General features: G+C 60.2%; 20 protein-coding genes. 3 read left to right on the top strand and 17 right to left on the bottom strand.

The window, feature by feature from the left end; genetic code table 11:
- Positions 1-53 precede the first annotated feature (53 nt).
- The 7 genes from L0U84_RS41155 to L0U84_RS41125 all read right to left on the bottom strand — a co-directional run bounded on the left by L0U84_RS41155 (position 54) and on the right by L0U84_RS41125 (position 7,015).
- On the bottom strand, positions 54-1,151 hold the full coding sequence (locus L0U84_RS41155; RefSeq protein WP_233859520.1) for a LacI family DNA-binding transcriptional regulator: 1,098 nt from the start codon (positions 1,149-1,151) through the stop codon (positions 54-56).
- A 59-nt stretch (positions 1,152-1,210) separates the two neighbouring features.
- The gene (locus L0U84_RS41150) at positions 1,211-2,170 is read right to left on the bottom strand and encodes a dihydrodipicolinate synthase family protein (RefSeq protein WP_233859519.1); all 960 of its coding nucleotides are present in this window, start codon (positions 2,168-2,170) and stop codon (positions 1,211-1,213) included.
- Positions 2,171-2,208: 38 nt separating this feature from the next.
- The gene (locus L0U84_RS41145) at positions 2,209-3,528 is read right to left on the bottom strand and encodes an MFS transporter (RefSeq protein WP_233859517.1); all 1,320 of its coding nucleotides are present in this window, start codon (positions 3,526-3,528) and stop codon (positions 2,209-2,211) included.
- 56 nt (positions 3,529-3,584) lie between these two features.
- Positions 3,585-4,505 carry a ribokinase gene (rbsK, locus tag L0U84_RS41140; RefSeq protein ID WP_326491254.1) on the bottom strand — a complete coding sequence of 307 codons (921 nt, stop codon included), beginning with the start codon at positions 4,503-4,505 and terminating at the stop codon, positions 3,585-3,587.
- 345 nt (positions 4,506-4,850) lie between these two features.
- Entirely contained in the window at positions 4,851-5,438 is a 588-nt protein-coding gene (locus L0U84_RS41135) for a hypothetical protein (RefSeq protein ID WP_233859516.1), read from the bottom strand.
- A 319-nt stretch (positions 5,439-5,757) separates the two neighbouring features.
- Positions 5,758-6,291 (bottom strand): hypothetical protein, encoded by a 534-nt coding sequence (locus L0U84_RS41130; RefSeq protein WP_233859515.1) that lies wholly within the window; start codon positions 6,289-6,291, stop codon positions 5,758-5,760.
- A gap of 415 nt (positions 6,292-6,706) precedes the next feature.
- Positions 6,707-7,015 (bottom strand): hypothetical protein, encoded by a 309-nt coding sequence (locus L0U84_RS41125; protein WP_233859514.1) that lies wholly within the window; start codon positions 7,013-7,015, stop codon positions 6,707-6,709.
- Positions 7,016-7,317: 302 nt separating this feature from the next.
- On the opposite strand from L0U84_RS41125, the gene L0U84_RS41120 reads away from it, so the two are divergent.
- Together L0U84_RS41120 and L0U84_RS41115 are read left to right on the top strand one after the other, a co-directional pair.
- The gene (locus L0U84_RS41120; RefSeq protein ID WP_233859512.1) at positions 7,318-8,229 is read left to right on the top strand and encodes a sterol desaturase family protein; all 912 of its coding nucleotides are present in this window, start codon (positions 7,318-7,320) and stop codon (positions 8,227-8,229) included.
- 781 nt (positions 8,230-9,010) lie between these two features.
- Entirely contained in the window at positions 9,011-9,712 is a 702-nt protein-coding gene (locus tag L0U84_RS41115; protein ID WP_233859510.1) for a LuxR C-terminal-related transcriptional regulator, read from the top strand.
- Positions 9,713-9,755: 43 nt separating this feature from the next.
- Here the strand turns inward: L0U84_RS41115 and L0U84_RS41110 are convergent, their stop codons facing one another.
- From L0U84_RS41110 to L0U84_RS41080, 8 genes are all read right to left on the bottom strand, one after another.
- Entirely contained in the window at positions 9,756-11,708 is a 1,953-nt protein-coding gene (locus L0U84_RS41110; protein WP_233859509.1) for a hybrid sensor histidine kinase/response regulator, read from the bottom strand.
- Between the two features lie 71 nt (positions 11,709-11,779).
- Complete coding sequence (locus L0U84_RS41105) at positions 11,780-13,738, bottom strand: ATP-binding response regulator (RefSeq protein WP_233859506.1); 1,959 nt, start codon at positions 13,736-13,738, stop codon at positions 11,780-11,782.
- Between the two features lie 1,681 nt (positions 13,739-15,419).
- Entirely contained in the window at positions 15,420-15,728 is a 309-nt protein-coding gene (locus tag L0U84_RS41100) for an EthD family reductase (RefSeq protein WP_233859503.1), read from the bottom strand.
- 394 nt (positions 15,729-16,122) lie between these two features.
- A complete protein-coding gene (locus L0U84_RS41095; RefSeq protein WP_233859500.1) occupies positions 16,123-17,715 on the bottom strand; it encodes an MFS transporter in 1,593 nt (530 codons plus the stop codon).
- A gap of 111 nt (positions 17,716-17,826) precedes the next feature.
- Positions 17,827-18,018: a DUF3303 domain-containing protein gene (locus tag L0U84_RS44115; RefSeq protein ID WP_326491246.1), complete on the bottom strand. Its 192-nt coding sequence runs from the start codon at positions 18,016-18,018 to the stop codon at positions 17,827-17,829.
- A gap of 18 nt (positions 18,019-18,036) precedes the next feature.
- A complete protein-coding gene (locus L0U84_RS41090; protein ID WP_233859498.1) occupies positions 18,037-18,618 on the bottom strand; it encodes a fasciclin domain-containing protein in 582 nt (193 codons plus the stop codon).
- A 108-nt stretch (positions 18,619-18,726) separates the two neighbouring features.
- Positions 18,727-19,458 carry an anti-sigma factor gene (locus L0U84_RS41085; protein ID WP_233859497.1) on the bottom strand — a complete coding sequence of 244 codons (732 nt, stop codon included), beginning with the start codon at positions 19,456-19,458 and terminating at the stop codon, positions 18,727-18,729.
- Positions 19,455-20,063, bottom strand: coding sequence for a sigma-70 family RNA polymerase sigma factor (locus L0U84_RS41080; RefSeq protein ID WP_233859911.1), 609 nt, complete (start codon positions 20,061-20,063; stop codon positions 19,455-19,457). Before L0U84_RS41080 ends, L0U84_RS41085 begins: the two co-directional genes overlap by 4 nt.
- A 497-nt stretch (positions 20,064-20,560) precedes the next feature.
- Between L0U84_RS41080 and rpoD the strand changes: the two genes are divergently transcribed.
- Positions 20,561-22,564: an RNA polymerase sigma factor RpoD gene (gene rpoD, locus L0U84_RS41075; protein WP_233859496.1), complete on the top strand. Its 2,004-nt coding sequence runs from the start codon at positions 20,561-20,563 to the stop codon at positions 22,562-22,564.
- Between the two features lie 162 nt (positions 22,565-22,726).
- On the opposite strand, the gene L0U84_RS41070 is transcribed toward rpoD, so the two are convergent.
- Entirely contained in the window at positions 22,727-24,112 is a 1,386-nt protein-coding gene (locus L0U84_RS41070; RefSeq protein ID WP_233859495.1) for a hypothetical protein, read from the bottom strand.
- 226 nt (positions 24,113-24,338) lie between these two features.
- A complete protein-coding gene (locus tag L0U84_RS41065; protein ID WP_233859494.1) occupies positions 24,339-25,859 on the bottom strand; it encodes a sensor domain-containing diguanylate cyclase in 1,521 nt (506 codons plus the stop codon).
- Positions 25,860-25,861: the final 2 nt, after the last annotated feature.

Below are 25,861 nucleotides of genomic sequence, written 5' to 3'. Positions count from 1 at the left end.
CAATTTGAAACCGGCCGCAGCTCGAGGTGCGGGTGGCAGGCCATCATCAACTGTCATCTCACGCACGGCCCGGTTGACTGACGCACTTTCAACTCCGCCGGCACGGCATACCCTTGTCGCGTCGCCCGCCCCTCCAGCGCATCGAGCAGATGCCTCGCGGCGACCGTGCCGATCTCGCGCGTGTCGACGTGCATCGTCGTCAGGGGCGGCCGCGCTTCGCGTGCGATTGCGAGATCGTCGAAGCCGGTAACCGAAAGCTGCTCAGGAATCGCGATGCCCATTTCTTCCGCCTCCCGCAAAACGCCCAGCGCAATATGATCGTTGCCGCAGATGATCGCCGTCGGAGGCGGCCCCGCCTGTTGCCAGAGTGCACGCAATGCCCGCCGGCCAAAATCGAGCGTGGATTCGCCTTCGATCAGATGCTCCGGCCGCACCGCGAGACCATGACGCTCGAGCGCGACGCGAATGCCCGAGAGCCGCGCCTGCACACGGTCGTTGTTCTGTGTCGGCTGGATGCAGACCGCGAATGACCGGTGCCCGAGCGCGACGAGATGCTCGGTGATCTCCTCATAGGCCGCGCGATTGTCGAAGCCGATGCAATCGTGAGTGCTGCCCTCGCGCCACGCATAGAGCACGACGTAGGGCACGCGCCACACGCGCAGCGCTTCGAAGAGTTCAGGCGGATGTGCCTCGCCCACGACCGCGATCGCCTCCACGCCACGCGCAAGCATCGCGCGAACCTGCGAGAGCGCTTCATTAGGGTCGTAGTTCGAGCAGCCGAGAAAGAGCGTGATGCCGCGCGCGGCGAACGCGGCTTGCATGCCGCTCACCTGGGAGGCGAAGACCTGATCGTCGAGCGTCGGAATGACGATGCCCGCGATGTGGCTGCGCGTGGACGCGAGCGCACGCCCGGCCGCATTCGGAAACCAGTTCAACTCCAGGGCGGCCTGTTCGACGCGCTCGCGCACGCTGTCGGATACTTTGCCGGGCTCGTTGTAGACGCGCGATACCGTTGCCGTGGACACGCCAGCGCGCTTCGCGACATCCGACAGGACAGTGCGGCCCGTACCGCGGCGGGCACGCGCACCGGCCGAACGCCCGGTCGGCGACGGTTCTTCGGGAGCGGAGGCGGAGTCGGAGGAGCGCGGCATCAACGATTTCTTTCGAGAAGAGGGCCCGTCATCTTACTCGCGGTGGGGTGACGGATGGGTCATACCCCGGTGGCGATGCGCGAACGGAAGTGCTCGGTGCCTTCGACGATCTTGTCGAGCACCGCGTCGAGCGCCCAGAAGCGCTCGCGCACGTCGTAGTCGATCGCGCGGCAACGAATCGACTGAAAGGTGCCGATCCGCTGGTGATAGATCTTCGCGAGCGCCGGATAGCCGAGCGCCTCCGATACCGCCGCGATCACCAGAAAGGTCGAAAGCTCACGGGCGAGCGCCGGGTTCTCGTCGGCGCGGTTGCGCAGCCAGTTGTACAGGTCCGGATGAAAGTTCGTGAACACACCGTTGAAACCTGCGGAGCCAGCTTTCATCGCGTCCCAGGCGATCGCGGCATTCGCGTTCAGGATCTTCATGGGCGAACCCGCCGCCAGCGCGACGCGGCGCTTTACGGTATCGAGATCGCAGCTGACGTCCTTCAGCATCACGAAGCGGCCGGTGTCGATGCACATCTTGAGCTCGTCGTCGGACAGCAGCCGCCGGTAAGGAGCGGGGCACTCGTACAGCCCCAACGGCATGTCCGAAGGAAGGCGGCTCATCAGGCGCTGCAGGTTCGCCGAGAACGCTTCGGTGCCTTCGCGGCGTGGATCGAGCCGGTTCGTCACGAGCACGATGCCGTCCGCGCCCGTCGCCGCGGCCGCGTTCAGCTCCTCTGCTTGCGCGTCGGGATCGTCGCTGATATGGCCTGAGACCACTACGGGCACGCGGCCGGCCACGCGCTCGACCACGAAGCGGCCGAGCGCGGCGCGTTCGGCGAGGCTCAGGAATTGCATTTCGCTCGATTGGGCGACCGCGAAGAGCGCGTCCGAACCGTGCGCCAGATACCACTCGATCAGTCGTTCGAGCCCTGCGTAGTCGATGGCGCCGGCGTCGTCGAAAGGCGTCAGCATGACGGGAACGATGCCTTCGATCGAGCGCGTCGAGCGCGCGAGAGAGGTGGGGAGGGTCATGTCAGTGTGGTCCTCAAAAGAATTGAATGTGACGCTTCTCAGGCGTGAGCGCGAGCCGGCGTACCCGGCTCCATCTCGCCCTCGATCGGCTTGCGCACGAGGAACAGATAGCTCATTGCGCCGACGAAGGCGATCACGGCAGCTGTCAGCAGAGCCGGCACGAAGGACCAGGTCTGCGCGATGTAGCCCGTGAGAATGGGCGCGAGTGCGCCGCCGATAAAACCGCCGAAGTTCTGGATGGCGCCGAGCGAGCCGACGCGGTTGGCGGGCGCCGCTGCCGTGGCCAGCGCCCACGAACAGGCGGACGCCGCATTGGCGAGAAAGATCACGACTGAGATGCAGACGATGGCGATCGTGTTGCTTTCGACGAGTGCAGCAGGCACGGTGAACGCCACCATGCCGAGCATCGCGACGACAACCGCGTTGCGTCGGCTGGCAACCGGCGAACTGCTCTTCTTCGTGATGACGTCGGAGAACCAACCCGCGCAAAGAGAGCCTAGAAAGCCGCAGAAGAAGGGCACCGAGGCCGCGATGCCGGTGTGCATCAGCGTCATGTGGCGCTCCATCGTCAGGTAGCCGGGCAGCCAGGTCAGATAAACCCAGTTCAGATAGACCGAGCCGAAGAAGCCGATCAGCATCCCCCACGTCGTGACGTTCGAGAAGAGGGCGCGCCAGTCGGCGAAGCTGAGCTGCTCGGCAGGCTTCGTCTCGGCGACGTCGCCTTTGAGGTATCGAAGTTCCTCCGCGGTGAGCGCGGCGGGATTCGGATCACGATAGATGGCGAGCCAGATTCCCGCGACCACGAGGCCGAGCGCGCCGGTAACGATGAAGGCCCACCGCCAGTGAAATTCCACCACGAGCACCGACAGGCACAGCGGTGCGAGCGCCGTTCCGAGCGGCGACGCCGAATTGAAGATGCCGGTCGGCTTGCCTCGCGCGCGCAGCGGAAACCAGTTGCTCACGACGCGCGCCGCCGACGGAAACTGCGGCGACTCGCCGATGCCCAGCACGATGCGCGCGATGATGAACCATCCGAAGGTGGACACGATGCCGCCCGCGGCCTGTGCGAGCGACCAGATGATCAGGCCGACGCCGAGCAGCCTGCGCGGTCCGATGCGATCGACGAGGCCGCCGACCGGCAGTTGAAACAGCGCGTAGCTCCAGGAGAACGCCGACAGCAGCAGCCCCATTTCGCCGAGCGAGAGACCGAGATCCTTGCGGATCAGCGGATTGGCGATCGCGAGCGTGCCCCGATCGAGATAGTTCACGATGCCGCTCACCATCAGCAGCGTAAGCGCCACGATCTGGGCGCGGCGCACGCGGGGCGGTGCCTGCTCGGACTCGGGGATTGGGTTCATGCTGTCGTCTCCATGTCGTTTTGTGGATGGGCTGCGGCGACCTCCCGCCGCTAGGTCTATCGAACCGCGGCCGGGAACGTGGGTTGCGCCCGCACTTCGGCCTGCGTCGGGATGGATGCCTGCGCGCCTTGACGCGTGACGCTGAGCGCCGCGGCCCGCTGTCCGAAGTCGATCGCATCGCGGATGCTCGCGCCGCGCACGCGCTCAGCTGCGAAGCCGCCGACGAAGGTGTCGCCGGCCGCCGTGGTGTCGATCGCATCGACGCGCGGCGCGGGCAAGTGGCCTTCCTCTCCGGTTGTCGCATACCAGACTCCCTCGGCGCCGAGCGTGACGATCACCGTCTCCACGCCTTTCGCGCGCAAGCGCGCTGCGGCCTCGCGCGCGGACGCCGGGCCATCGACGGGCACGTCCGTCAGCAGGTGCGCTTCGGTCTCGTTGAGAACCATCAAACCCACCTCGCGATAAAGCGCGTCCGGAAGCGGCTGCGCCGGAGCCGGGTTCAGCAGCACCGGCGTGCCGAGCCTTGCCGCTACGGAAATTGCGTGCCGCACGGTGTCGAGCGGCACCTCGAGTTGGCAAATCAGCATACCGGCGGCGCCGATGGCGCCTTGCGCCGCATCGACGTGACCGGACGTGAGCGCGGCGTTGGCGCCGGGCGAAACGACGATCGTATTCGCACCGTCCGCGGCCACCGTGATGACGGCGATGCCGGTCGACGTGTCGTCCACCGTGTGCAGGTGCGCAGTGTCGATGTGCTCGCTGCTGAGGCTCGCGCGCAGATGCGCGCCGAAGTCGTCGTCTCCGATGCAGCCGAGCATCGCCACTGAAGCGCCGAGACGCGCCGCCGCGACCGCCTGATTGGCGCCCTTGCCGCCGGCGAACGTGCCGAACGCGCCGCCCAGCAAGGTTTCGCCGCGCGCCGGAAGACGCTCCGCGTGCACGACGAGATCCATGTTCGCGCTGCCTGCGACGACGATCCGAACCGCGGAAAGTGCTTCGGTCACGCGTATGTTAGCGCTTACATTTTCGGTTGTTTTCTGGGGCGACATACCAATTTTCGTCGGAGGTGATGGAGATTCTGGACGTGTTAGCGCTTACATTAGCCCGCAAAGCGCTCGATGGCAATGCGAAAGGGCCGGTCTACGGGAAATTCCCTAAGCTTTGCGGTCCAACCTGATGGCTATAGGCGGTTTGCCGCGCAGGCGACTGGAAGGTGTAGAGCGTCAAGTATGAAGGCGAGGAAAACAGCCCTGATCTCGTCGTGCTTCGCCGGAGCGTCAGTCCAAACGCTCAGCCGAACGGATCGGGGCCGCTGCGAGCCGTCACTTCACATGAAGCGGCTCCGGATAGGTTTGATTGAGATCGACGGTAATGCCAACGCTGTAGCCCGCAACGGTTCCGTATGCGTTAGTGCAACTACTTGGGCCAGTACCATACCCCTGGTACTGCTGGTTGGTCGCTGCGGACGTCCCTGCAATGTAAAGAGTAGCCGCGCTGCCATTCCTCACGACTACGGCGGGCCTGAATGGATTGAGACTTCGCCCTAGACCCTGAGCGGCCGGGATGATAGGCGGCCCAGAACAGTCGGTCGTGGGAAAAACCTCGCCGTATCCAGTGCCCCAATAAAGACTGGCCGGAAAATAGTTGGTGGAATCCGGCGTCTGCGCAAGGTCCGCATACGCATATACGCCCTGAACACTGAGTATCACGCCGTCCGCGAAGGCCGGTCCGACGACCTTGTTCCTGGCATCGACAATCACAGGCACACCGGCTGTCGCCTGTGCCAGGTTTGCGTTCGAGTTTGGGTTTTGAGAGGAGGCCGGTACTGGTATCTGCGCAGCGGAATGCTCAGTCTGCCCAAAGAGCAACGCGCCAACAAGTAGCACCCACGCCCGGTGACGTTCGCTCATAAATCCCTCCGTAAGCACGGGCGCAGCATCAGGCCAGAATTGTGGGCAGGGCACACGGCAAAATCCTACGGCAAAGCGGAGGGTGATTTCAACTGGGGCGCATTGATTCGATTTCGGAGATCCGCCAACCAGACCTCATTTGGCGGATTGGATCTATTAAAAATTGCACATCGCTGGAAGCGCAGCGATCTGCCATCCGTTCCGAAAGAAATCGGCGGATGGTTAAGTGCAACTGGCTGACGCGCTCCTCATGCATTGCAAGTCCGACGCGATTGCGACACAGGTCGTGTCTCGCAACGTTCAACTCATCAGCGAATCCCTATACGGCGCAATCCTTGGGAAAAGCAGTATGGATGTGCAGGGGAGCCCATGCTTCAGCCTCGGCCAGCTTGTATACAAGGACAAACACGGAGTTCACAGGGACAAGTGTCGTGTAGTGCTGGGGTCCCTGAGACGGTACGTCTTTATTGCCGATCATGGCCATTGGGTTTCGGACAACGTTTGCCCTGATTTTTCCCAAGGTTGCAGTCAACTGCACCGTGATCGAGCAATTGCTGACGTTGTGATCGTTGAGTGTAGCTAGCTTCTGCTGACCGATTTCATGATGTAAAGCCTCTTCGACTGCGAGGACCAGATGCTTGCGACTGACGAAGATTGAGTCTTGTGGAATATGGCGTCGGTCAAACGGATCTTCTCGCTGCTCGGTGTGCATGCTGATGGCATGGCCTTGGCGCGCTTTTTTCGGCTTGCTCGACGGACGCATGCGGCGTTCGCTAAGGCAAAGCATCTGATGGATCTCTTCCCGAGAGTAGATTCGATCATATCCCATCTCAACCCCCGAATAATGTTGCACAGGCGTTAATCCCCGCCTCAGGGTAGTAAAGAGGAGTGACTTTGCATTGAGCCCGCCAGGATTCCCGAATAAGAAGAAAACGAAATACGCGTGGCAATTTTGAAAGCCCTCGAATCAGCTGTCGCGGCTCTGCTCGCTGTTGAACCGCGATCAACAAGACGTCGCTGGACGGCCATGCAACCTCGTGATCAACGAGGCCCCACAGGAGGCGATCGGTTAGCTTCAGGTAAGCGAGCCCGGGTTATTCGACGTGAGCTATGTGTTCGACTCGATGAAACGCCTTGTTTGCGAATGGCGAATTCCTTCGGCACACGGTAGCGAGCAAACTTATGTACAGCCTGATCGGCGATCTCGTCGGCAGTCTATGAACCGTTCGTGATTTGCCAACAGCGCGACGGAGGAACCCTTGCTTCTTTCAGACGAGATTCGTCAACGCGCCGCGATATCCGCCAATGCCGAAGACGCGGATATCTGGCGATGGTTTGCGGGCATGGTCGAGGAGCGCCGCATCCGTTGGTGTCTTGCTGACGGTAGCTGGTTGGTGAGCGTCGATCATCGACATCTCGCCACGGACAAAAGCTTCGATCAGGCTATCAGAATTGCCAGACGACGGAGTCGGGGCGACGAAGAAAGCGTGAAAGGCGCGCTTCTGACGCGGCGGGTCAAAAGACATTAAAGGCGGGTCGCCCATCTCGGGAGATGAAACATGAATTCCTGTGGCCATTCCTTGCGATCGCTTGTGGAAAAGTGGTTGGGGCGCCGAATCGGCGGTACACCCTCGCGTGACCTGCTTCAGCTGTCGCCCGCGTTGCGGACGACGGCCTACGGCCTACGGGGAACGAGGGCGACCGCGTAGTTCCCCGGAAACCCCCGCCAGAAGCCTTCCCAATCCCATGACACACGGTGAAATACCTTTTGCGTAGCCAGTCACGAGGACCCTGTCTAAAGTGCGCGTATCGGATGCGATGCACTGACCGCTCACCACCGCAGACGATACCTCCCGCCACCACGTAATATGGCATCGTCATGGAATCCTTTACAAAACTTCTTCTTATCGTTACCGGCGTCGTCGTTGCCGTTTCGCTGATCGAAGCTGTCGTGCTGAGCCGCAGGAAGAGTGCGTCTTCACCATTTGCGTGGTACGAGGTGTGGATTTCACTGTTCGACCTGGCCGCGCGCAGGCTGATGTCACTGCTGCCGATCTCGGTTGCGACGCCAATTTTCAGCTTCGTCTATGACCATCGTATCTTTACGGTCGACATCAATAGTGCGCTCATGGTGTTCGCGCTCTTCATCGGAATGGAGTTCTGCTACTACTGGTATCACCGTGCGTCGCATCGCGGGCGCTTCTTCTGGGCCACGCATGCCGTGCACCATTCGCCGAACCAGTTGACGCTTTCAACGGCCTATCGTCTCGGGCTGACCGGCAAACTGACTGGCTCGACGCTGTTCTTCGCGCCGCTCGTATGGCTCGGGGTCAAGCCAGAGGTCGTGCTGATTACGCTGTTCCTCAATCTTATGTACCAGGGCTGGTTGCATACCACGTACATTCCCAAGCTGGGCTGGTTCGAATATCTGTTCAATACGCCATCCGCCCACCGCGTGCACCATGCATCGAACGTCAACTACCTGGACGCGAACTACGGCGGCGTGCTGATCATCTTTGACCGGCTGTTCGGCACCTACGTGGAAGAACGCGCTGACGAACCGTGCCGCTACGGACTCGTGACACCGACCACGTCGCGCAACCCGCTCGTCGTCGAGTTCGAACACTGGGCCACGCTGATTCGCGATGTCGTCAAGGCGAAGAACCCGTGGATCGCGATCAATCACGTGATCCAACCGCCGGGCTGGCTGCCGGACGGCGGAGGCGAAACGACGGAAGAACTGCGCCGCAAGAGCAAACAACCCGGCGCGACGGGAGCCGTCAACGGTTAAAGCCGTAGTGGAAGAGGGCAAGGCGGGGTAATCGTCCTTTAGTTGCCGGATCCGCCGGTTTGTCCGCAGAGTCTATAAGCGCCGCTCTAAAGACACTGTGTGAACACTGACGCGGGGGCGATTTCGCCCGCCTCGGCGAGCATCGCAAGTGATGGTGTCTCGCGCTGCTCTCCGGGCTCGCAGACGGGTCGTCCCGGTCTGTAGCCGCTGAGGGGGAGGCGGGATGGCGCCGGGATCGCCACCGATGCCCGGCAGACGCCCCGTCATGAGGTCGAGACAGCGCAGCAGCAGGGCGGACCAGGGGTTCGGCTTCAGCCAGCCGTCGAGCCGCGCCTTCAGTGTGGCCAGGGTCGTCCCGGAAACGCCGGCCAAAGGTCAGTTCGGTTGATGTTGGGATCTCATTGTGATGTTCCTCCCTTCCAGGACGCGATGTATCCTCTTCGATATGTCGCGCCACCGGCCCGGTTGCGTACTGCAAGAATCAGACCCTCAACGAGGCGAAGCAGGCGATGACGACTCTGAAAGGTTTTCGCGATCGCGCGATGCTGTCGACGCTGGATTCCGCGTGTCCAGCCTGCGTGCGAATGCCGCGCCAAACGGCCAGAACTGCGTCGATTCCGTCTACCCGAAGTCAGGGGCATGCGCGCATACCGCGGCGCTTGAGGCACGAATTTCGACGCTCGGAGAATGCCAGTGTTCAAGTTAGCTATCAAGCGGTGCCGCGCCCAAACGTAGCGCGCAATCGATTGTTTTTCTCTGAGTTATTGAGGGGGAAGCGGCTATGAAAATCTTATGGGTCGATGACCACGAAATTCTCTGCGTTGCTCTTTCCGAATATGTCCAAACACACGCGTCGGAGTTGAGCGTAGTCCCGATCGAAGTCACACCGGTATTCACGCTTGCCAGCGCGCTTGAAGAAATGAGCAAGGCACCGCCCCCAGACCTCGTATTCCTGGATCTCAATCTGGACGGTGAGAACCGTGGCGCCACGACGCTGGAACATTTCCAGGCTGGCAATCCATCCAATGTTCCCGTGGTCGTCTGCACGGGACTCGCTCCTGGAAACGATGATGAAGTTGAAATCTTGCGAATGTGCATGCGTGACTACGCTGCTCGAGGAATCATTTTGAAGGGAGGCGCACACAAAAAAATGTTCATTGGACTGAGCAGGATCTTAGGAGGTGAACTCTGGATTCCGGAAGAAGTCTTGATGCGCTTTGCCTGCCCAACGCAAGCGCCTTCAGCTATCCGGAATCAGCATCATCTTGGACTCTCTCCACGAGAGTGGGATGTGGCGCGTTGCATTGCAGGTGGCCTCTCAGGAAAACAGATCGCAAGAGAGCTTAACGTCAGCGAGGGACATGTCAGGCAGGTTTCCTGTGTTATTTACGACAAACTTCGAGTCAGAAACCGCGTTGAAGCTGCACTTAAAGTCAATGCCGAGCTGGCCGGCGGAAGTGGGCCAGCTAAGGGACTGCCGTGAAGATCTCTGCGACACCACGCTTTACGTCCCATCGCCATCATTTTCACCTGTCTTCGGTGGAAGTTTTGGGCTTATGTTTTGCCAGCAGGGTCAATAAGGTCTGTTCAGAAACCGGTTTCGACAGAAGCTTCATGCCACTGGCGGCTACTTTTTTGAGCACAGCTGACGAGGTGTCCCCCGACCACAGGATCGCAGGGATCGAAGCGTCGGTAGCGGCGCGGACTGCCGCAATCGCGGCAACGCCGTCCTCGTTTTTCAGCCGGTAGTCGGAGAGGATGAAGTGCGGACCACTTGCCAAAGCTTCGATGCGCAACTGCTCGATCACGTCGGATGATGATTCTCCCGCCACGACGTAGCATCCATGCTCGATCAGGCGCATTGATATTTCGATTCTCAAGTCGCTATTGTCCTCGATGATCGCCACCACCATATCGGTCAGATCCAGGTCGCCGCTTTCAACCGTCTGAACCTCGATGAACTCTGGCGCTATGCGTCCTGCAAAGGGGACCGTAACCGAAAAACGTGATCCCCGACCTGGTGTCGAGTGCACCTCCAGTTTGTGACCAAGGAGGTTCGCGAGACCCTGAACAATGGACAGACCCAGACCGAATCCCTTTTCACGATCCCTCTCGGGATTATCGACCTGTACATAGCTTTTGAAGATATCCGCCTGTCTATCTTCAGGGATACCGATCCCGTTGTCCCAGACGCTTATCCTTACGAGGTTGCCCCGCCTTTGGCAGCCCACCAGAATATGCCCCTTCTTTCCTCCCTGTTCGGAAGGCGTGTAACGGACGGCATTGGTCAACATATTTCGGACGATCCGGTCCAACGCATGTCGATCCGTATGGGTCAGATAGGGCCGGCTATGGAGTTTTAACTTCAGCCCCTTCGCCCGGGCCAGCGGCTGCATATCCACAACTATGCCGTGCAAAAGGGAGGGCAGCGCCACCTCCTGAATTTCCACACTCCAGGTGCCGGACTCGAGGCGGCAGATATCCAGTGTGCCGTTAATCATCCCTTCCATCGCATCCACTTGCCTTTGCGCGATCGAGACATCTTCGGCCAGCCTGGTGGATTCTATGGTCCGCTCGATATAGTTCAACTTCAAGCCGAGCGTTGTGAGCGGCTGGCGCAAATCATGGCTTATCGCAGCGATAAGTTGGTTCTTCTCCGCCCTTGCCGCGTCCGCCCGCGATCGCGCCTCTTCGAGAATAATCTCTTTTACAAATGCGTGCTTCTGATCGTTACAAAGAAACCATGCGATGAGACAAAAGCCGATTAGTTGAGCCGCAAGCGACTCAAACAAAGCTGGCCGATTAATGAACAGAACTCCTCCCACGCTAAATCCCAATGGGATAATGCCGAGCACGAGTGAACCCAAAGTTGCACGAAGACTAGGTGCGAGCAGCAGCACAGTAAATACATGACACATCAGCGTCATCTTTAGGAAGAAAGTCCTGTGAAAAATAATATGAATATCACCGTGGTAGGCCCAGAAAATGGGTGGCTCAATCCCAAAGCTACCGGCCGCCCACCAGAACGATGTGAGTATGACCAATGCGGCCCATGCCCCGTGCATCTGCTCGATCGCGTTGACGCCAGCGTGCTTTGGAAGCGTCATGGTCTTTTTCAGTAAATATATTGCCATGGGAGCGGCCATCCCCCACAGTCCGAATATCCAGACGACACGGAACAAACGATAAATATCCGGCGTTTTGATCCAATTTCCAAGTACGAACACGAACAGGCTTACGAACAACACCAACGCCATCCAATATACCGCTCGACGCGACAGTGATTCCAATAACTGGCGTTTGACAAGGAGATTCTGCTCGGCACTGAGTGCCGCAACCGGTCCCCGAACGCGATTCACAAATTCACCGAATCTGCGGCGTCCGACTTTGTGAGATGTTTCACTTGCGCGCAGTGATATCCTGGCCCCGGGCTTCTCGTCCACGTCAGAATCACGTCGTGTTTGAGTACTGGACGCCATAGAAGGCCTCCTCGGAGGGGCACTTTCAGCATACGCCCCTTTGTGCTAGTTACGTTCCACCGCCATCACCTTCACCAGCCTTCGGTCGATGTTTTTGGCTTATGTTTTGCCAGCAGGGTCAATAAGGCCTGTTCAGAAACCGGTTTCGACAGAAGCTTCATGCCACTGGCGGCTACTTTTTTGAGCACGGCTGACGAGGTGTCCCCCGACCACAGGATCGCAGGGATCGAAGCGTCGGTAGCAGCGCGGACTGCCGCAATCGCGGCAACGCCGTCCTCGTTTTTCAGCCGGTAGTCGGAGAGGATGAAGTGCGGACCACTTGCCAAAGCTTCGATGCGCAGCTGCTCGATCACGTCGGATGATGATTCTCCCGCCACGACGTAGCATCCATGCTCGATCAGGCGCATTGATACTTCGATTCTCAAGTCGCTATTGTCCTCGATGATCGCCACCACCATACTGGTCAAGTCCAGGTCGCCGCTTTCAACCGTCTGAACTTCGAGCAACTCCGGCGCTATGCGTCCTGCGAAGGGGACCGTAACCGAAAAACGCGATCCCCGCCCTGGCGTCGAGTCCATGTCCAGTTTGTGACCAAGGAGGTTCGCGAGACCCTGAACTATGGACAGACCCAGACCGAAACCCTTTTCACGATCCCTCTCGGGATTATCGACCTGTACATAGCTTTTGAAGATATCCGCGTGTCTATCTTCAGGGATACCGATCCCGTTGTCCCAGACGCTTATCCTTACGAGGTTGCCCCGCCTTTGGCAGCCCACCAGAATATGCCCCTTCTTTCCTCCCTGTTCGGAAGGCGTGTAACGGACCGCATTGGTCAACATATTTCGGACGATCCGGTCCAACGCGTGTCGATCCGTATGGGTCAGATAGGGCCGGCTATGGAGTTTTAACTTCAGCCCCTTCGCCCGGGCCAGCGGCTGCATATCCACAACTATGCCGTGCAAAAGGGAGGGCAGCGCCACCTCCTGAATTTCTACACTCCAGGTGCCGGACTCGAGGCGGCAGATATCCAGTGTGCCGTTAATCATCCCTTCCATCGCATCCACTTGCCTTTGCGCAATCGAGACATCTTCGGCCAGCCTGGTTGATTCTATGGTCCGCTCGATATAGTTCAACTTCAAGCCGAGCGTTGTGAGCGGCTGGCGTAAATCATGGCTTATCGCAGCGATAAATTGGTTCTTCTCCGCCATTGCCGCTTCGGCCTGCGATCGCGCCTCTTCGAGGATAATCTCTTTTACACATGCGCGCTCCTGGTTGTAACAAAGAAACCATGCGATGAAACAATAGCCAATTAGTTGACCCATATACCAGGCAAACCATACTGGCCGTTCAATGAACAGAAAACTTCCCACGCTAAATCCGAACGGGATAGTGCCGAGCACGAGTGAACCTAAAGTTGCACGAAGACTAGGTGCGAGCAGCAGCACAGTAAATGTATAGCTGATCAGCGTCAGCTCTACGAAGCCAATCCTGCCGGAACCAGTACCATGAAACTGGAATTGGAGGGGGATTAACCCAAAGCTACCCGCCGCCCACCACACCGATGTCAGTATGACCAATGCAGCCAATGCCCCGTGCATCTGCTCGACCGTGTTGGCGCTCGCGTGCTTTGGAAGCGCCATGGTCCTTTTCAGTAAATATATTGACGTGGGAGCGGCCATCCCCCACATTCCCAAGATCCAGACCACACGGAACAAGCGATAAATATCCGGTGCCTTGATCCAATAGTCGGGTATTATCCAATATCCAGATTTAAGCTCGAACAAGCTTCCGAACAACACCAACGCCATCCAATATACCGCTCGACGCGACAGTGATTCCAATAACTCGCGTTTGACGCGGAGATTCTGCTCGGCACTGAGTGCCGCAACCGGTCCCCGAACAAGATTCACAAATTCACCGAATCTGCGGCGCCCGATTTTGTGAGCTGTTTCACTCGCGCTCAGTGATATTCTGGCCCCGGGCTTTTCGCCCACGTCAGAATCAGGTCGTGTTTGAGTAGCGGACGCCATGGAAGGCCTCCTCGGAGGGTCACGTTCAGCATACGCCCCTTTGTGCTAGCGGTCTGTGCCCGCTGTGCCGGGAATTGGGTGGAAGGGGAAGTGTGCGGCGGTGCGCAGTACCAGCAACCCGCAGTTGTGCTTGTGTCGCGTCGACCTGAATCCATTACCCAGCGTGTGCCCGCGCTCTCAAGAAGTCACTTTGACGAATAGTCGCAAAGCGACACCGAACATTTGTTCGCCCGTTAAGGAACATTTGATACCGAGCATCAAATAATCGATCTAGCTACAACTGACAAGGTTACACGGCAGAACAATGCAGCATAATTCGTAACAAGGAGGGCGTAATTCACCGCGCGATAATTCAAATTCTTCTCTTCTCGCATGCCTATTGCGAGTACCGAACTATTATCGAACGGTGGGGAACATGCAGTACATACATGCGCACGGTCGGTTTTCCGAGCAATCGCGGGTTAATCGGGGCGCGCCCGTGTAGGCACCATGTGTGATGTATTTCACCTCAATTGTCGGCGGCAATCGTGCGCTCTCTATTGCGCACTGGGCTTACCAGCCCACCGGCGGTCATTCAGGTGCTCCTGTCACCTCGGACGCTACGCGCGGTATTGCCGCGCCGTATATTTCCCCACCCAGTAGAAAGCCAGGCAAACGTCTCCGCAACCGGGTCACGGCCGCGGACGAATTCGCCTGGCAGCGAAAAATCTGACGCGCGTGTCGGCTGCTACGTCCTCTGCCTATGTCAAAGCGGCCGCCCTAACTGAACCTGATTTGGTACTGAAGGAGTTAAGCCATGAAGACGGCAATTCTCGTGTCTGCAGCGCTCCTGGGCATTCTCTCGCTTGCGGGCGTAGCGCAAGCGCAAGCGCAGGATGCATCCGCGCAACAGGATGGGCAATCGGCAACGGCCAATGCCAGCAGTAACTCCGAGTATGGCGGGGTTCCAGGGAGCACCAGTGCAAGCGGCAGCATGGATCGCTCGCGGTCAGCTACCTGCGGTCATCTACCCCAATGCAACGCCGACAGCGGTCACTAGATAGTCCCCCTGAACAATTCGTTTCTTGTGCCGCCGGCGTCAAACCAGCGCGTTGGCGGCAGTACTACAGTGTGACAAAGCAGCGAGAATGAGGGAAAAAAGAAGCCGCAGCTTCCTGATGATCATCCCCAGGTTGTAGTCCGCACTGCACAGCACCCGCCTTGGAAACCGCAACGCCCCCCCAGTTACCCGCCCCACAAGCCGTGGTCGTACGACTGACCGCGGTGGATGCCGCCTGTCGAACGGCAATGCGCAAAACTATCGCACTCGGGCCTGCATCTGTGCCCCCGTGAGGGCATGCTCAGATATCGCCACGGGCGCTGCCGGTCGATGTCTTCCGCTCAATAGCGCAACTAACAGGCAGAGTCGTCCGCCATCGCACTCGGGCTTCGCCCTGAAACCCGCTGACAAAAGGAGAGCCGGCCGGGTTACCGTCGCGAAGGGATGCACGTGGTTAGGACCGGCTAGTACGCTTCCATCAAAGCGCCTTCACTTGCGGGTCCCGAACAGCACAGGCCGCAGCACACACCCGACGTGTCCGCCGACGCGCCATGATGGTCGAGCGTGAGGCATTAGGGCCGACGCTCGTTCTTTTCGCGTGGTTGCACGCAGCGCGCTGCCGCCTGGAAGCGTGAAGCAGGACTACACTTCTTTAGTGTCAAAGATCAGAAGATCTACACCTGCTTGCGCGAAGTTGCCCAGATCTGCCGCGGTCGCCTGGCCCTCGGGCGAGTCAAAGGCCGACTTGATGGCGTCGACCGAGTCGAATCGAAGCATGGCGACGAGATGGTAAGGCGAGTCGCCTTGCGCCAACGCCACCGGCCCCGTACTGATCTCGTAACTTTTTAGGCCCGGCAATGTCTTCGCCAGTGGCGCATGGGTCGACGCGTAGTAGTCGTCGAATGCCTTGGCATCGGTTGGTTTTTTGTAAAGCGCGACAAGCTGGGCCATGGTTTGTCTCCTGTAAGTCGACCTTGAAAGGATGGTTTGCTTCTCCAGCTGGCGCAGATGGGTAACACCATCTGCGGTTGAGCCGGTGGACAGTTCGTTGAGTCTATGAAACCTCCGCGAGAGTTCAAGCCCGTTCGGAGTGCCGCCGCTCAGCGAATTGTGCAATGCATGGCGTTGCGATTGTTGCGATGCCCCTGATCTGGCTGACACCTGTCTGGCCGATCGACTTCGCATAGAGCGGACAAATAAGGCAAAGCTTCCGGATTTGTCACGCTGGTGAGCGACGCGGCTGCCGTTCCACCGCGTATCGGCGCTTGCCACGTGCAAGCAGAGGGTCCGGGCAAACCGGAAGCTTGGCGAGTGGGTGGCCGCTTTGCTTCTGGGGATCTGGTCCTCATCCGTTTTGCGGCTGTGCTTCAGCATAGGCAACCCGCACTGGTGGCACGAACCACGCAAGCCCCAGGCCGACTAGCGTAGCCACAGAGGCCACGATGAGGCCAACGTGGATCGAATCCACGAGTGCGCTGCGCGCCGAGTTCATCATCGCATCGCCCGCGTGGCCAGCGCTGACGAGGCGATTGACCAGGGCGGCCTGTTCGGCGCGGTCCACCAGGAGCTCGGGGCTCGCAAACGACTTGAACCACTGCGTCGCCTCGTACGAGTCCAGCGAACGATGCACGCCCATTGTGTAAAGACGCCCGAGTAGCGCGCCAGTCGTCACCGTGCCCAGCATGCCGCCGAACGTACGCAGCGATTGCAGCAGCGCGGTGGCCGCGCCGAGATGGTCTCGCGAGACGATCTGCTGCGAGCAGACTGTGAGGCTCGTCCCGACGAGGCCTAACCCCAAGCCGCTCGCGCCCATGCAAGCCATCCACACGAGATGCGGCTCGTTGCCTCGCAGCGCGATCACCGCGAGGCTCGCTAAAGCGGACAACGCAAAGCCAATGTAGAGCACGGCGTTGGCGCGCCGCACGCGGGTGATAAGTCGGTTGTTCACAACGCTTCCGATCGTCGTACCGAGAAGGAGCGGCGTGATAAGCATGCCCGAGGCGTGCGGCGACATCGCAAAGCCGCCCTGGAACAGCAAAGGCACGTAGAAAACGAGCGAAAACAGCGCGAACCCGCCGAGCAGCGACATGGCAAAGAGCACGCCGAGCTTCCGGTCGAGCAGCATGTCGACGGGAATGATCGGATAGCCCATGCGCTTTTCCCAGAAGAACAGCGTCAACGCACACACCATTGCGATGGAACCGAGCCCGATCGTCGATGTAGTCCATCCTTGTCTCGGCAAAAGCTCGATCGTCAGTTGCAGCGCGCTGAACGTCAGGGCGACGACGAAAGCGCCAAGCCAGTCCAGATGCAGTCGCGCGCCGTCTCGGGCATGACGCAGATGCGGCAGGAAACCGCGCACGAAAAAGAACGCCACGACACCCACTGGCACATTCACAAAAAACACGAGCCGCCAGCCGCCATGCTGGGTCAGCAAGCCGCCGATTGTCGGCCCGACCATGTTGGCAATGCCAAACGCCGAGGTGACGAAGACGAGCCAGCGCAGGCGCAGCCTTGGATCGGGGAACAGGTCGGCGACGGTCGCGAACACCGTCCCCATCATGATGCCGCCGCCGATACCCTGTAAGCCGCGCGCGAGCACGAGAAACAGCATATTGCTCGCCGTCCCGCAGAGCACCGACGCGAATGTGAAGAGAGCGATGGCGGCCAGCATGAAGGGCTTGCGGCCGAACAGGTCGCCAAGACGCCCGAAGATCGGAATCGTGATGACGGACGCGAGCATGTAGGCCGTCGCCACCCAGGCATAGAGATCGAAACCCCTGAGTTCTGCGACGATGCGCGGCAACGCGGTGCCTACGATGGTCTGGTCGAGCGCAATCAGCATCGACACGGACGCGACGCCCAGCATCGCCATCATCGACTCGCGAAACGGCAACAGTTGCCGCCCTTGATCGTGGACCTCGATACGAGTGGTCATGGAGCGCTCCTCGCCGCGTGAAGCGACTGATCTGCCGGGCCGCGTCCGCCCTTCGGCGAACCGTTGCCGCCGCACCGGGGCTGTTGCCTTTGGAGCAGTATAGGGCGGCGTTCAAACGACTTGGACACCGATGAAGGCATCGACGGCCATATCATTTGTCTCGCGCAGGCCGAAGCCGGCGCCGAGGTCGGCTGTCGTCCATCTGCCCAGCAGAGTGACACCCGCGGGCGGGAGTCCGCGTCTGAATTCAGGGTATGCGGTGATGCCATCGACGCGTATCTGAATCAGCAGCGTCCATGGCACCGCCTCAGGCCATCGTGATCAAGGCATCAGCACAGCATCGATGACGTGAATCACCCCGTTCGACTGCATCACGTCGCTTATCGTCAGGTGTGCGACGCCGCCCTTCGCGTCAGTGACGGTAATCCATTTGCCGTCGCGGCCGAGCGTCAGCGTTTCGCCTTCGACCGTGGTCAGGGTTGCTTTGCTGCCACCTTCCCGGATTGCACGATCGAGGTCGCGCGCGGTGAGGCGACCGGGCACGACGTGATAGGTGAGGACCTTCACCAGACTGCTCTTGTGCTCAGGCTCGAGCAGCATCGGGACGGTGCCGGATGGCAGCGCGGCAAACGCCTGATCGGTCGGCGCGAACACCGTGAACGGCCCCGGGCCCGATAGCGTGTCGACCAACCCCGCCGCCTGGACGGCGGCAACCAGCGTCGTGTGATCGCGTGAGTGGACCGCGTTCTCGACGATGTTTCTGCTCGGATACATGGCGGCTCCGCCCACCATCACGGTGCCGCTCGTTTCCGCCGCCCGCGTGACGATCACTGGCGCGGTTGCGCCGATGGCGAGCGCGACGGCTAACGCCGCGCCGAGTTTGCTGCAATTGTGGAATCGCATTTTGGATCTCCGTCGAAATGAGCCAGCTTCCGGGACTGGAAGTGCGTGCAGATACGAACGGAGCATGCAAAAGGATGCACGCGGGATGCAACGCGGGATGCAACGCGCTCAGGCTCCTGTCACCTTGCCGGTGGCGACCACTGGTCCCGTGGGCTGACCGGTGGGCGAGCCGCCAGGAGGCTCGACGGAAACGGCGAGGGTCGCCTTCGGCGCAATCTGCGCGAGGACGTCGCGGCTTAGCGCGAGAGTGGTCGGGCGGTCGGCTTCCATCACGCCCAGTGCGATCGGCTTCTGTCCGGGCGGAATGAGCCACAACTCGGTCGAGCGGTCCGGCCAGCGCGCACCATCCCCTGAAGGCACGATCACCACGCGCGAGCCCCTGACGTCGACGGTTGCGATCCAGTGGGCGCCGCCGCCGCCGGGCGCGAGGCTGGCGACCAGATAATTTTCGGCGACCGCCTGTGGGCGCGGCTCATGAAGCGAAACGACGACGGCCGCGAGGCTCGCGGCGGCCACGCTCGCGCCGATCCCGATCCAGCGCCACGGCCGCACATCATTCCACCAGCGCACAGGTGGCGTGGTACGACGTCGCTCGGGAGTCGGCGCGTCGAAGCCTAACTCGGCACCGACGCGCGTCCACACGCGCGAGGGCGGAGCGACTTCATCAATGTCGTCTGCGAGCGGTGCAAGACGCTCTTGCCACAATGCGACGCGCTCGGCCATGCGCGCATCGCGAGCGATTTCGTCCTCGACTTCACGGCGCTCTGCTGTCCCCATCAGACCGAGGACGTACTCGGCGCTGCGGATTTCGTCATCGTCGTCGGAAAGAGGGGGGCTCATTCGAGACAACCTTTGAGCTGGATCAGGCTGCGCCGGATCCAGCTCTTCATCGTGCCGAGCGGAACGCTCGCGCGCTGCGCCAGTTCACTATACGTTGCACCGGAGAAAAAGGCTGCACGCACCGCCTCGCGTTGCGGCGCTCCGAGCTGTTCGAGGCAGCGTTCAAGTCGCTGTCGCTGCTGGCTTTGCTCGGCGAGCGCCGCGGGCGAAGGGGTGTCGTCGGCAATTTCAGGCTCGCTTTCGTCGTCGTCCCAAAGCGATTCGCGGTGCTGGCGCAGCCGGTCGATCGTGCGGTTGCGCGCGAGCGTAACGAGCCACGTCATCGCACTCGAGCGCGAGGGATCAAAAGTGTTCGCGCGCTGCCACACGGTGACGTAGACCTCCTGCAGGATGTCTTCGGCTTCGCCGCGATCGCGCAGCATTCTCAGGCAGGTGCCGAAGAGCTTCGATGAGGTAAGACGATACAGTTCGGCGAATGCCGCCTTGTCGTGATCTCGGGTCTGTAGCAACAGGCCGGTGAGATGCTCCCTGCGGCGTGCGTCAGCATCGGCATCAGCCGTGAGGCCTGCATCTTCCGCTCTGTCGTTGCGTGACGTATCCATCATCCGCCAAAGCCCATGATCGGTGCGCGGCAAAACAGCCGCTTGCGCTAGCAGTTTAGACGCATCCGCCAATGGTGCTTAAGCCTTTGGTAGCGGTCTTGCTGTCCGCTTCTCAATTTTGCGTACTTCTCATCGAACACATGAGGCGATTCTATTGCGAGCGAACGTTGCCGCCTTGCATGCGCCGTTGGCTCGGCTTCTTTCCGGATTGTCACCGGACGCAGACGAACTTCGTGCAATCCACATCAACTGCCGGCGGTGGAACGAAATGGCAGTTTGGTGCGTTGCAGCAATTTGTGTTACAATGTTAACCTGTTGTCGTCTCGCGCCAAGTCTTGCGCTTCCTTCGCGCCCGCTCGTATCTGCGGGCCGCGTTCATTGCCCGTTGCGATCCCACAATTTGTATCCGCCTGTAGCCGTGGAACTTGCATGGCTTTGCCGCTGTGGCATTGGCGGCCGCTGGCCTCGCGATCGCTGGGCAAACCCGTCCAGGAGAATGTATGGCAAAGGTTGATCGGAGCAATTCACGTCCAGACACAGCTGCGTCCGCGCTGAACGCGTCGGCCCGGCGCGCATTGAAGGGCAAAGCCGCGGCAACCCTGCTGCCGATCGACACGGTGTCGCGGGACGAAGAGCAGCAGCGCCAGATGCGCGCGCTCATCCAGCTCGGCAAGGAACGCGGCTACCTGACTCATGCCGAAATCAACGATCACCTGCCGGACAACTTCGCGCAGACCGCTGCCATTGAAACCATTGTCAGCACCTTCAATGACATGGGAGTGGCCGTCTACGAGCAGGCACCCTCGGCGGAGGCGTTGCTTTTGAGCGATGTGGCGCCGGCAGCCATGTCGGACGAGCAGGCCGACGAGGAGGCCGAAGTCGCGCTTTCCACCGTCGATTCCGAATTCGGACGCACGACCGATCCCGTTCGGATGTACATGCGTGAAATGGGTGCGACTGGATTGTTGACTCGCGCGGGCGAGGTTGAGATTGCGAAGCGCATTGAAGACGGCCTCCACGAAATGGTCCAGGCGATTGCAGCCTGCCCGGCGACGGTCTCCTCAATCCTTCTGAGCGCGAAGCAGGTTGAAGCCGGTGAACTGCGCATCGACGAACTGGTTGACGGTATCAATGAGGAAACCGAATCGGTCGAACTGTCCTCGCAGGACCTGGCTGAAACGCCGGACACCGAGCAGGCCACCGCTGACGGCGACGACGCCGGGAGCGACGACGGCGATGATGACAGTGAGATCGAAGAGCGGGACACAGCGAGGGCGAACGAAGCGCGCCTGAAACAGCTCACGAGCGACAGCCTCGTTATATTTGCCCGAGTGCGCGGGCTGTTCGAGCAGATTCCAGGTATCGACGCGGGGCGAGGGAAGGGACAGGGGTCCCGCGCGCGCCTGTATGAAGCGATCCAACGCGAGCTGGCGCCCATCCGCTTCACTGCGCGAACCATCGATCGGCTATGTACCGATGTGCAGCAGCAAGTCGCACAGGTGCGCGCGGTCGAGCGGCATATTCTGCAAATTGCCGTCGACCGGTGCGGCATGCCGCGTGAGAAGTTCGTCGAGTCGTTTCCGGGACGCGAAACTGATCTCGCGTGGACTGAAAGCACGGCCGCGGCGTCGCGCGAGTACGGCGCCGCGCTCGAGCGCAATCTGCCGGCGATTCAGGCCGAGCAGCAAAAGCTCCGCGATATCGAAGCGAACGCCGGACTGCCGTTGCAGCAGTTGAAGAAGATCAACCGGCAGATGATGGCGGCCGAGTCGAAGATGCGGCAGGCAAAGCGCGAGATGATCGAGGCCAACCTGCGTCTCGTGATCTCCATTGCGAAAAAGTACGTGAACCGGGGCATGCACTTCCTGGATCTCATTCAGGAAGGAAATATCGGCCTGATGAAAGCCGTCGACAAATTCGAATATCGACGCGGCTGGAAGTTTTCAACTTACGCAACGTGGTGGGTGCGGCAGGCAGTCACGCGGTCGCTTGCGGATCAGGCACGCACGATCCGGGTGCCCGTGCACATGATCGAGTCGATCAACAAGCTGAACCGGATTTCCCGCGAGATTTTGCAGCAGACCGGACGCGAGGCTCATCCCGCCGCGTTGGCGCAACGTATGGAACTGCCGGAAGAGAAAGTTCGCGGCATGTTGAAGGTCGCGAGGCAACCCGTATCGCTCGAGACGCCAGTGGGCGAGGATGCCGACGCGACGCTCGGCGATATGATCGAAGATCCGATGGCGGCATCGCCCGCGGATGCCGCCGTGCAGGCGAACCTGCGCGCCGCGATCGATGAGGCGCTCGATGCATTGTCGCCGCGTGAAGCGAAGGTGTTGCGCATGCGTTTCGGGATCGATACCCCGTCTGACTATACGCTCGAGGAACTCGGCAAACAGTTTGACCTGACGCGCGAACGGATCCGGCAGATCGAAAGCAAGGCGATGCGAAAACTGTTGCACCCGACTCGCGCCGCCAGGCTCCGGCCATTTCTCGAGCATTAACACGCGCTCGCGTGCATTGGCCGCGCGTGTTGTTTCGGAGGGCGACACGAGCAGTCAATCGTCGCGCGGATCGGGCGATTTTTCCAGCACGCACCGGGCCGGGCTTGCCTGGTGCGCGTCGTGCCCCAAGGAACAATGGGGTCGTCGGACGCTACAGCCTGCTCACAACAGGACTGCCTGCTGCAAAAGCTCCAGAGCCTTCAATTCATCCAGCTTCCCCGTGCGCGCCTTACCTGCCAGCGTCTTGATCAATGCCTCCGCGATTGGCGCGATACCGTGGAGACTGTCCAGGCTGGTGACGGAAGCGGGGAGCGGCGCGAGGCTTTGCTGCGGGAGTGCAGCGGGCGGAAGCGACTCGAGGGTTGCCGATGTGACTGCCGGCAGCGTGTCATCGCTTCCTTCAGAAGAGGAGCGACCGGAGGCTTCGGCGGGGGCAGCGCTGATGTGATCCTGCTGGCTGACGACGATCGCTTCTTTCTCTTCTGCGACCTCCGCTGACGCAGGCGAGGAGCTTTCCGGCTCGATCGCGACGGCCGCCTGCGCGCGCCGCGTGTGCGCCTTCGCGGTTGCGCGTTTGCTCGGCGCGTCATCCGTCGTTGCAGCCACGATCGGCTCGCGTTGTTCCACAGATCCACGGCTGCGCGAAGCAGGGGTCAGCAAACGCGATACCGACTCGGGAATTTCGGCTTCCGAGCGCGGTGTGTCCAGCCAGCCAGCGGGCAAACCAAGTCGCTCCGTGAAGCGGATTGCCTCGACATCGTCCAAACGCTTCTTGCCATATAGCCGATGGGCCATGTTGGATCCGGTCATGGACATGACTACACCGAGTCTTGCTTTGGATCCGTTGCGGCCCGTAAGGACATGGAGATTTTGTCGTCGAACACTTTCGACCGTGACGCTGTCGTCTAACGCCAGCGGTTGCTGCTGGGTTGTTTCAGAAGAGGCCCTGGACTTCGAAGATGAACCCTTTCCTCGCGCATGCGTGTCAGTCTGTCTGGCCATCTGGCTTCGACTCTTTTTGACGGCTACCGGCGACCCGCCCGTTGCTTTCTTTGGCATTTCCGTTTCCTCGGACAGGTTATCTTCAAGAATTGATGGTTGGCTGCCGTTCGGGACGGAAGCCGGCATGAGCGCTTCAGATGTAACCTCTGGCTCGTTGTCTGCGTTGACAAAGTCGAGCGGTGACTTCAGGCGGGCGATGGTTTCGGGCGCGAGGGCAGGATGGGGCTGGTCAAAGAAACCATGCGGCAGCCCTAGCGTGGTTTCCATATGAAAAGCGGTCTCGGGCGTGAATCTTTCACCCTTCATCAGTTCAGCCACTCGCGTCATGTTCGATTCGAGTCCGAGCGCGATATTTTCCGCACCCACCGCATCGACTAGAAACTGAAACGATCGTGTTTTGAAAATTGACGCAGTCTGGCCGGAGTCTCGAGGAGGCGCCTTCACGTACGGTTGTCCCTGCCGGTTGGACGAAGACTTTTTCGCGTGGCGCGGTTGGCGTTGGCCGCTGTCCCGAGGTCCCGCATATCGTCCGCGGGTTTGACTCATAAAATAGGGCTCCGTGCGATCATGGATGTTCTGTCTTCCGGATTATAGATGAGGCAATGCCCACATCTGGTGATGTCAGCCTCTCCGCGAAAGCGGAAAAATTATACATGTGGGAAAGGCTGCAACGCACCAGTGACATGCGACGGCAGCCTCATGCAGAAGGGGCTTCAGAAGCTGGGGTTGAGATCCGGTGACATCTCCCGCTCAGTGGGCATTGACCTGATGGCTAAACTCCATCTAGCGATACCTTGTTTCGACCAGTTGCTTTGGCGTTGTACAACGCCTCGTCAGCCGCCCTGATCACGGCGGCTACGTCGTCATCACTCGAAGGCTCGCAGCTCGCCGCACCAATGCTGGCCGTCACGCGGCCATGCTCGCTGCCCTCGTGTTTGATCGCGCACTCGCAGATGGCGGCACGAATCTTTTCCGCGATTACCGACGCCCCAGTAGCGGGCGTATCTGGCAGTACCACGATGAATTCCTCGCCGCCGTATCGTGCCGCGGTGTCAGCGGGGCGACGGATACTGTCGGTAATGCAGCGTGCGACTGTTGCGAGGGCATCGTCGCCAGCCTGATGTCCGTATATATCGTTGTAGGACTTGAACTGGTCGATATCGACGAACAGCAGAGACATCACGCTGCGCATGCGTTTCGCACGACGCCATTCCATATCCAGGATTTCGCCCAGACTGCGCCGGTTGTTCAGCCCTGTGAGGCCGTCGGTTCGTGCGAGCAGTCGCAATTCCGACTCGGCGCGCATCCGCTGGCGCAACTGGATGCCGAGTAACGACGCCAGGCCGATGAAGGCCGACCCGAAGACGATCATAAGCGTACCGATCGTCAGAGCGCGTCGGCGCCACGCGGCGTAGACATCTTCTTCCGCGGCGGCCACCATGATGATCAAAGGTGCGGCAGGGAAGTTCCGATACCAGTAAAGACGGCGAATGCCGTCGATCGATGCGGTGTCCTCGAAACTGCCTTCCGGTTCAGCGATGAAGCGCCGGAAGGTGCTGGCGTTGCTGATATCACGGCCGACGATGCGGGGATCGTACGGCTGGCGCATCAGCATCACCCCATCCTTGCCAATCAGTGACAGCGAGCCGTGCGGGCCGAGCGCCAGTCCCTCGAACAGGGTATGGAAATATTCGAGGTTGACGGACAGCAGCACGATGCCAGCGAACGATCCATCAGGATTTGAGACTCGCCGCGTCAACGCGATACTGGGGGCGCCCCCTCTAAGCCGTGACTCGTAGGGGTCACTGACATAGAGTCCGACACCGGGATTGTCGCGATGAATCGTGAAATATTTTCGATCGGCGAAATTAGCTCGGCGCGGCACATCACTGCCGGAGTCGAGGATGATGTTGCCGCTCGCGTCCAGTACCAGCATCGAACCCAGATATTTGGCGCTCGCCGCCCGGTCGAACAGTAATTCCCGGCGCAGGCGGGGTGGCAGTGCCATGACCTCAGGGTCTTTCAGACCGTCCACGACTGCCTGTAACGATAGCTCGTAAAGCTCGAAATTGCGCTCGATGTCACGCTCCGCGACGAGCGCGATATCGCGCAAGGTGTCGCGCGTATGATTCAGTGCGTCCTGACGGCTCTGGTAGAGAACGAGCCCGCATAGGCCCACCATGACGATTGCGATCAGTGCACCGGAGCCCGCGACAAGCAGCGACGATGAGGCAAATATGTGCCGGAGGCGTTCGCAGAAATCCGCGACCAAACGGTTTCCAGTCTTTATCATTT

Source organism: Paraburkholderia sp. HD33-4 (genome assembly GCF_021390635.1).
Classification (GTDB): Bacteria; Pseudomonadota; Gammaproteobacteria; order Burkholderiales; family Burkholderiaceae; genus Paraburkholderia.
Note: the sequence above shows the minus strand (reverse complement) of the source record. Positions and strands in the feature narration are given on the sequence as shown.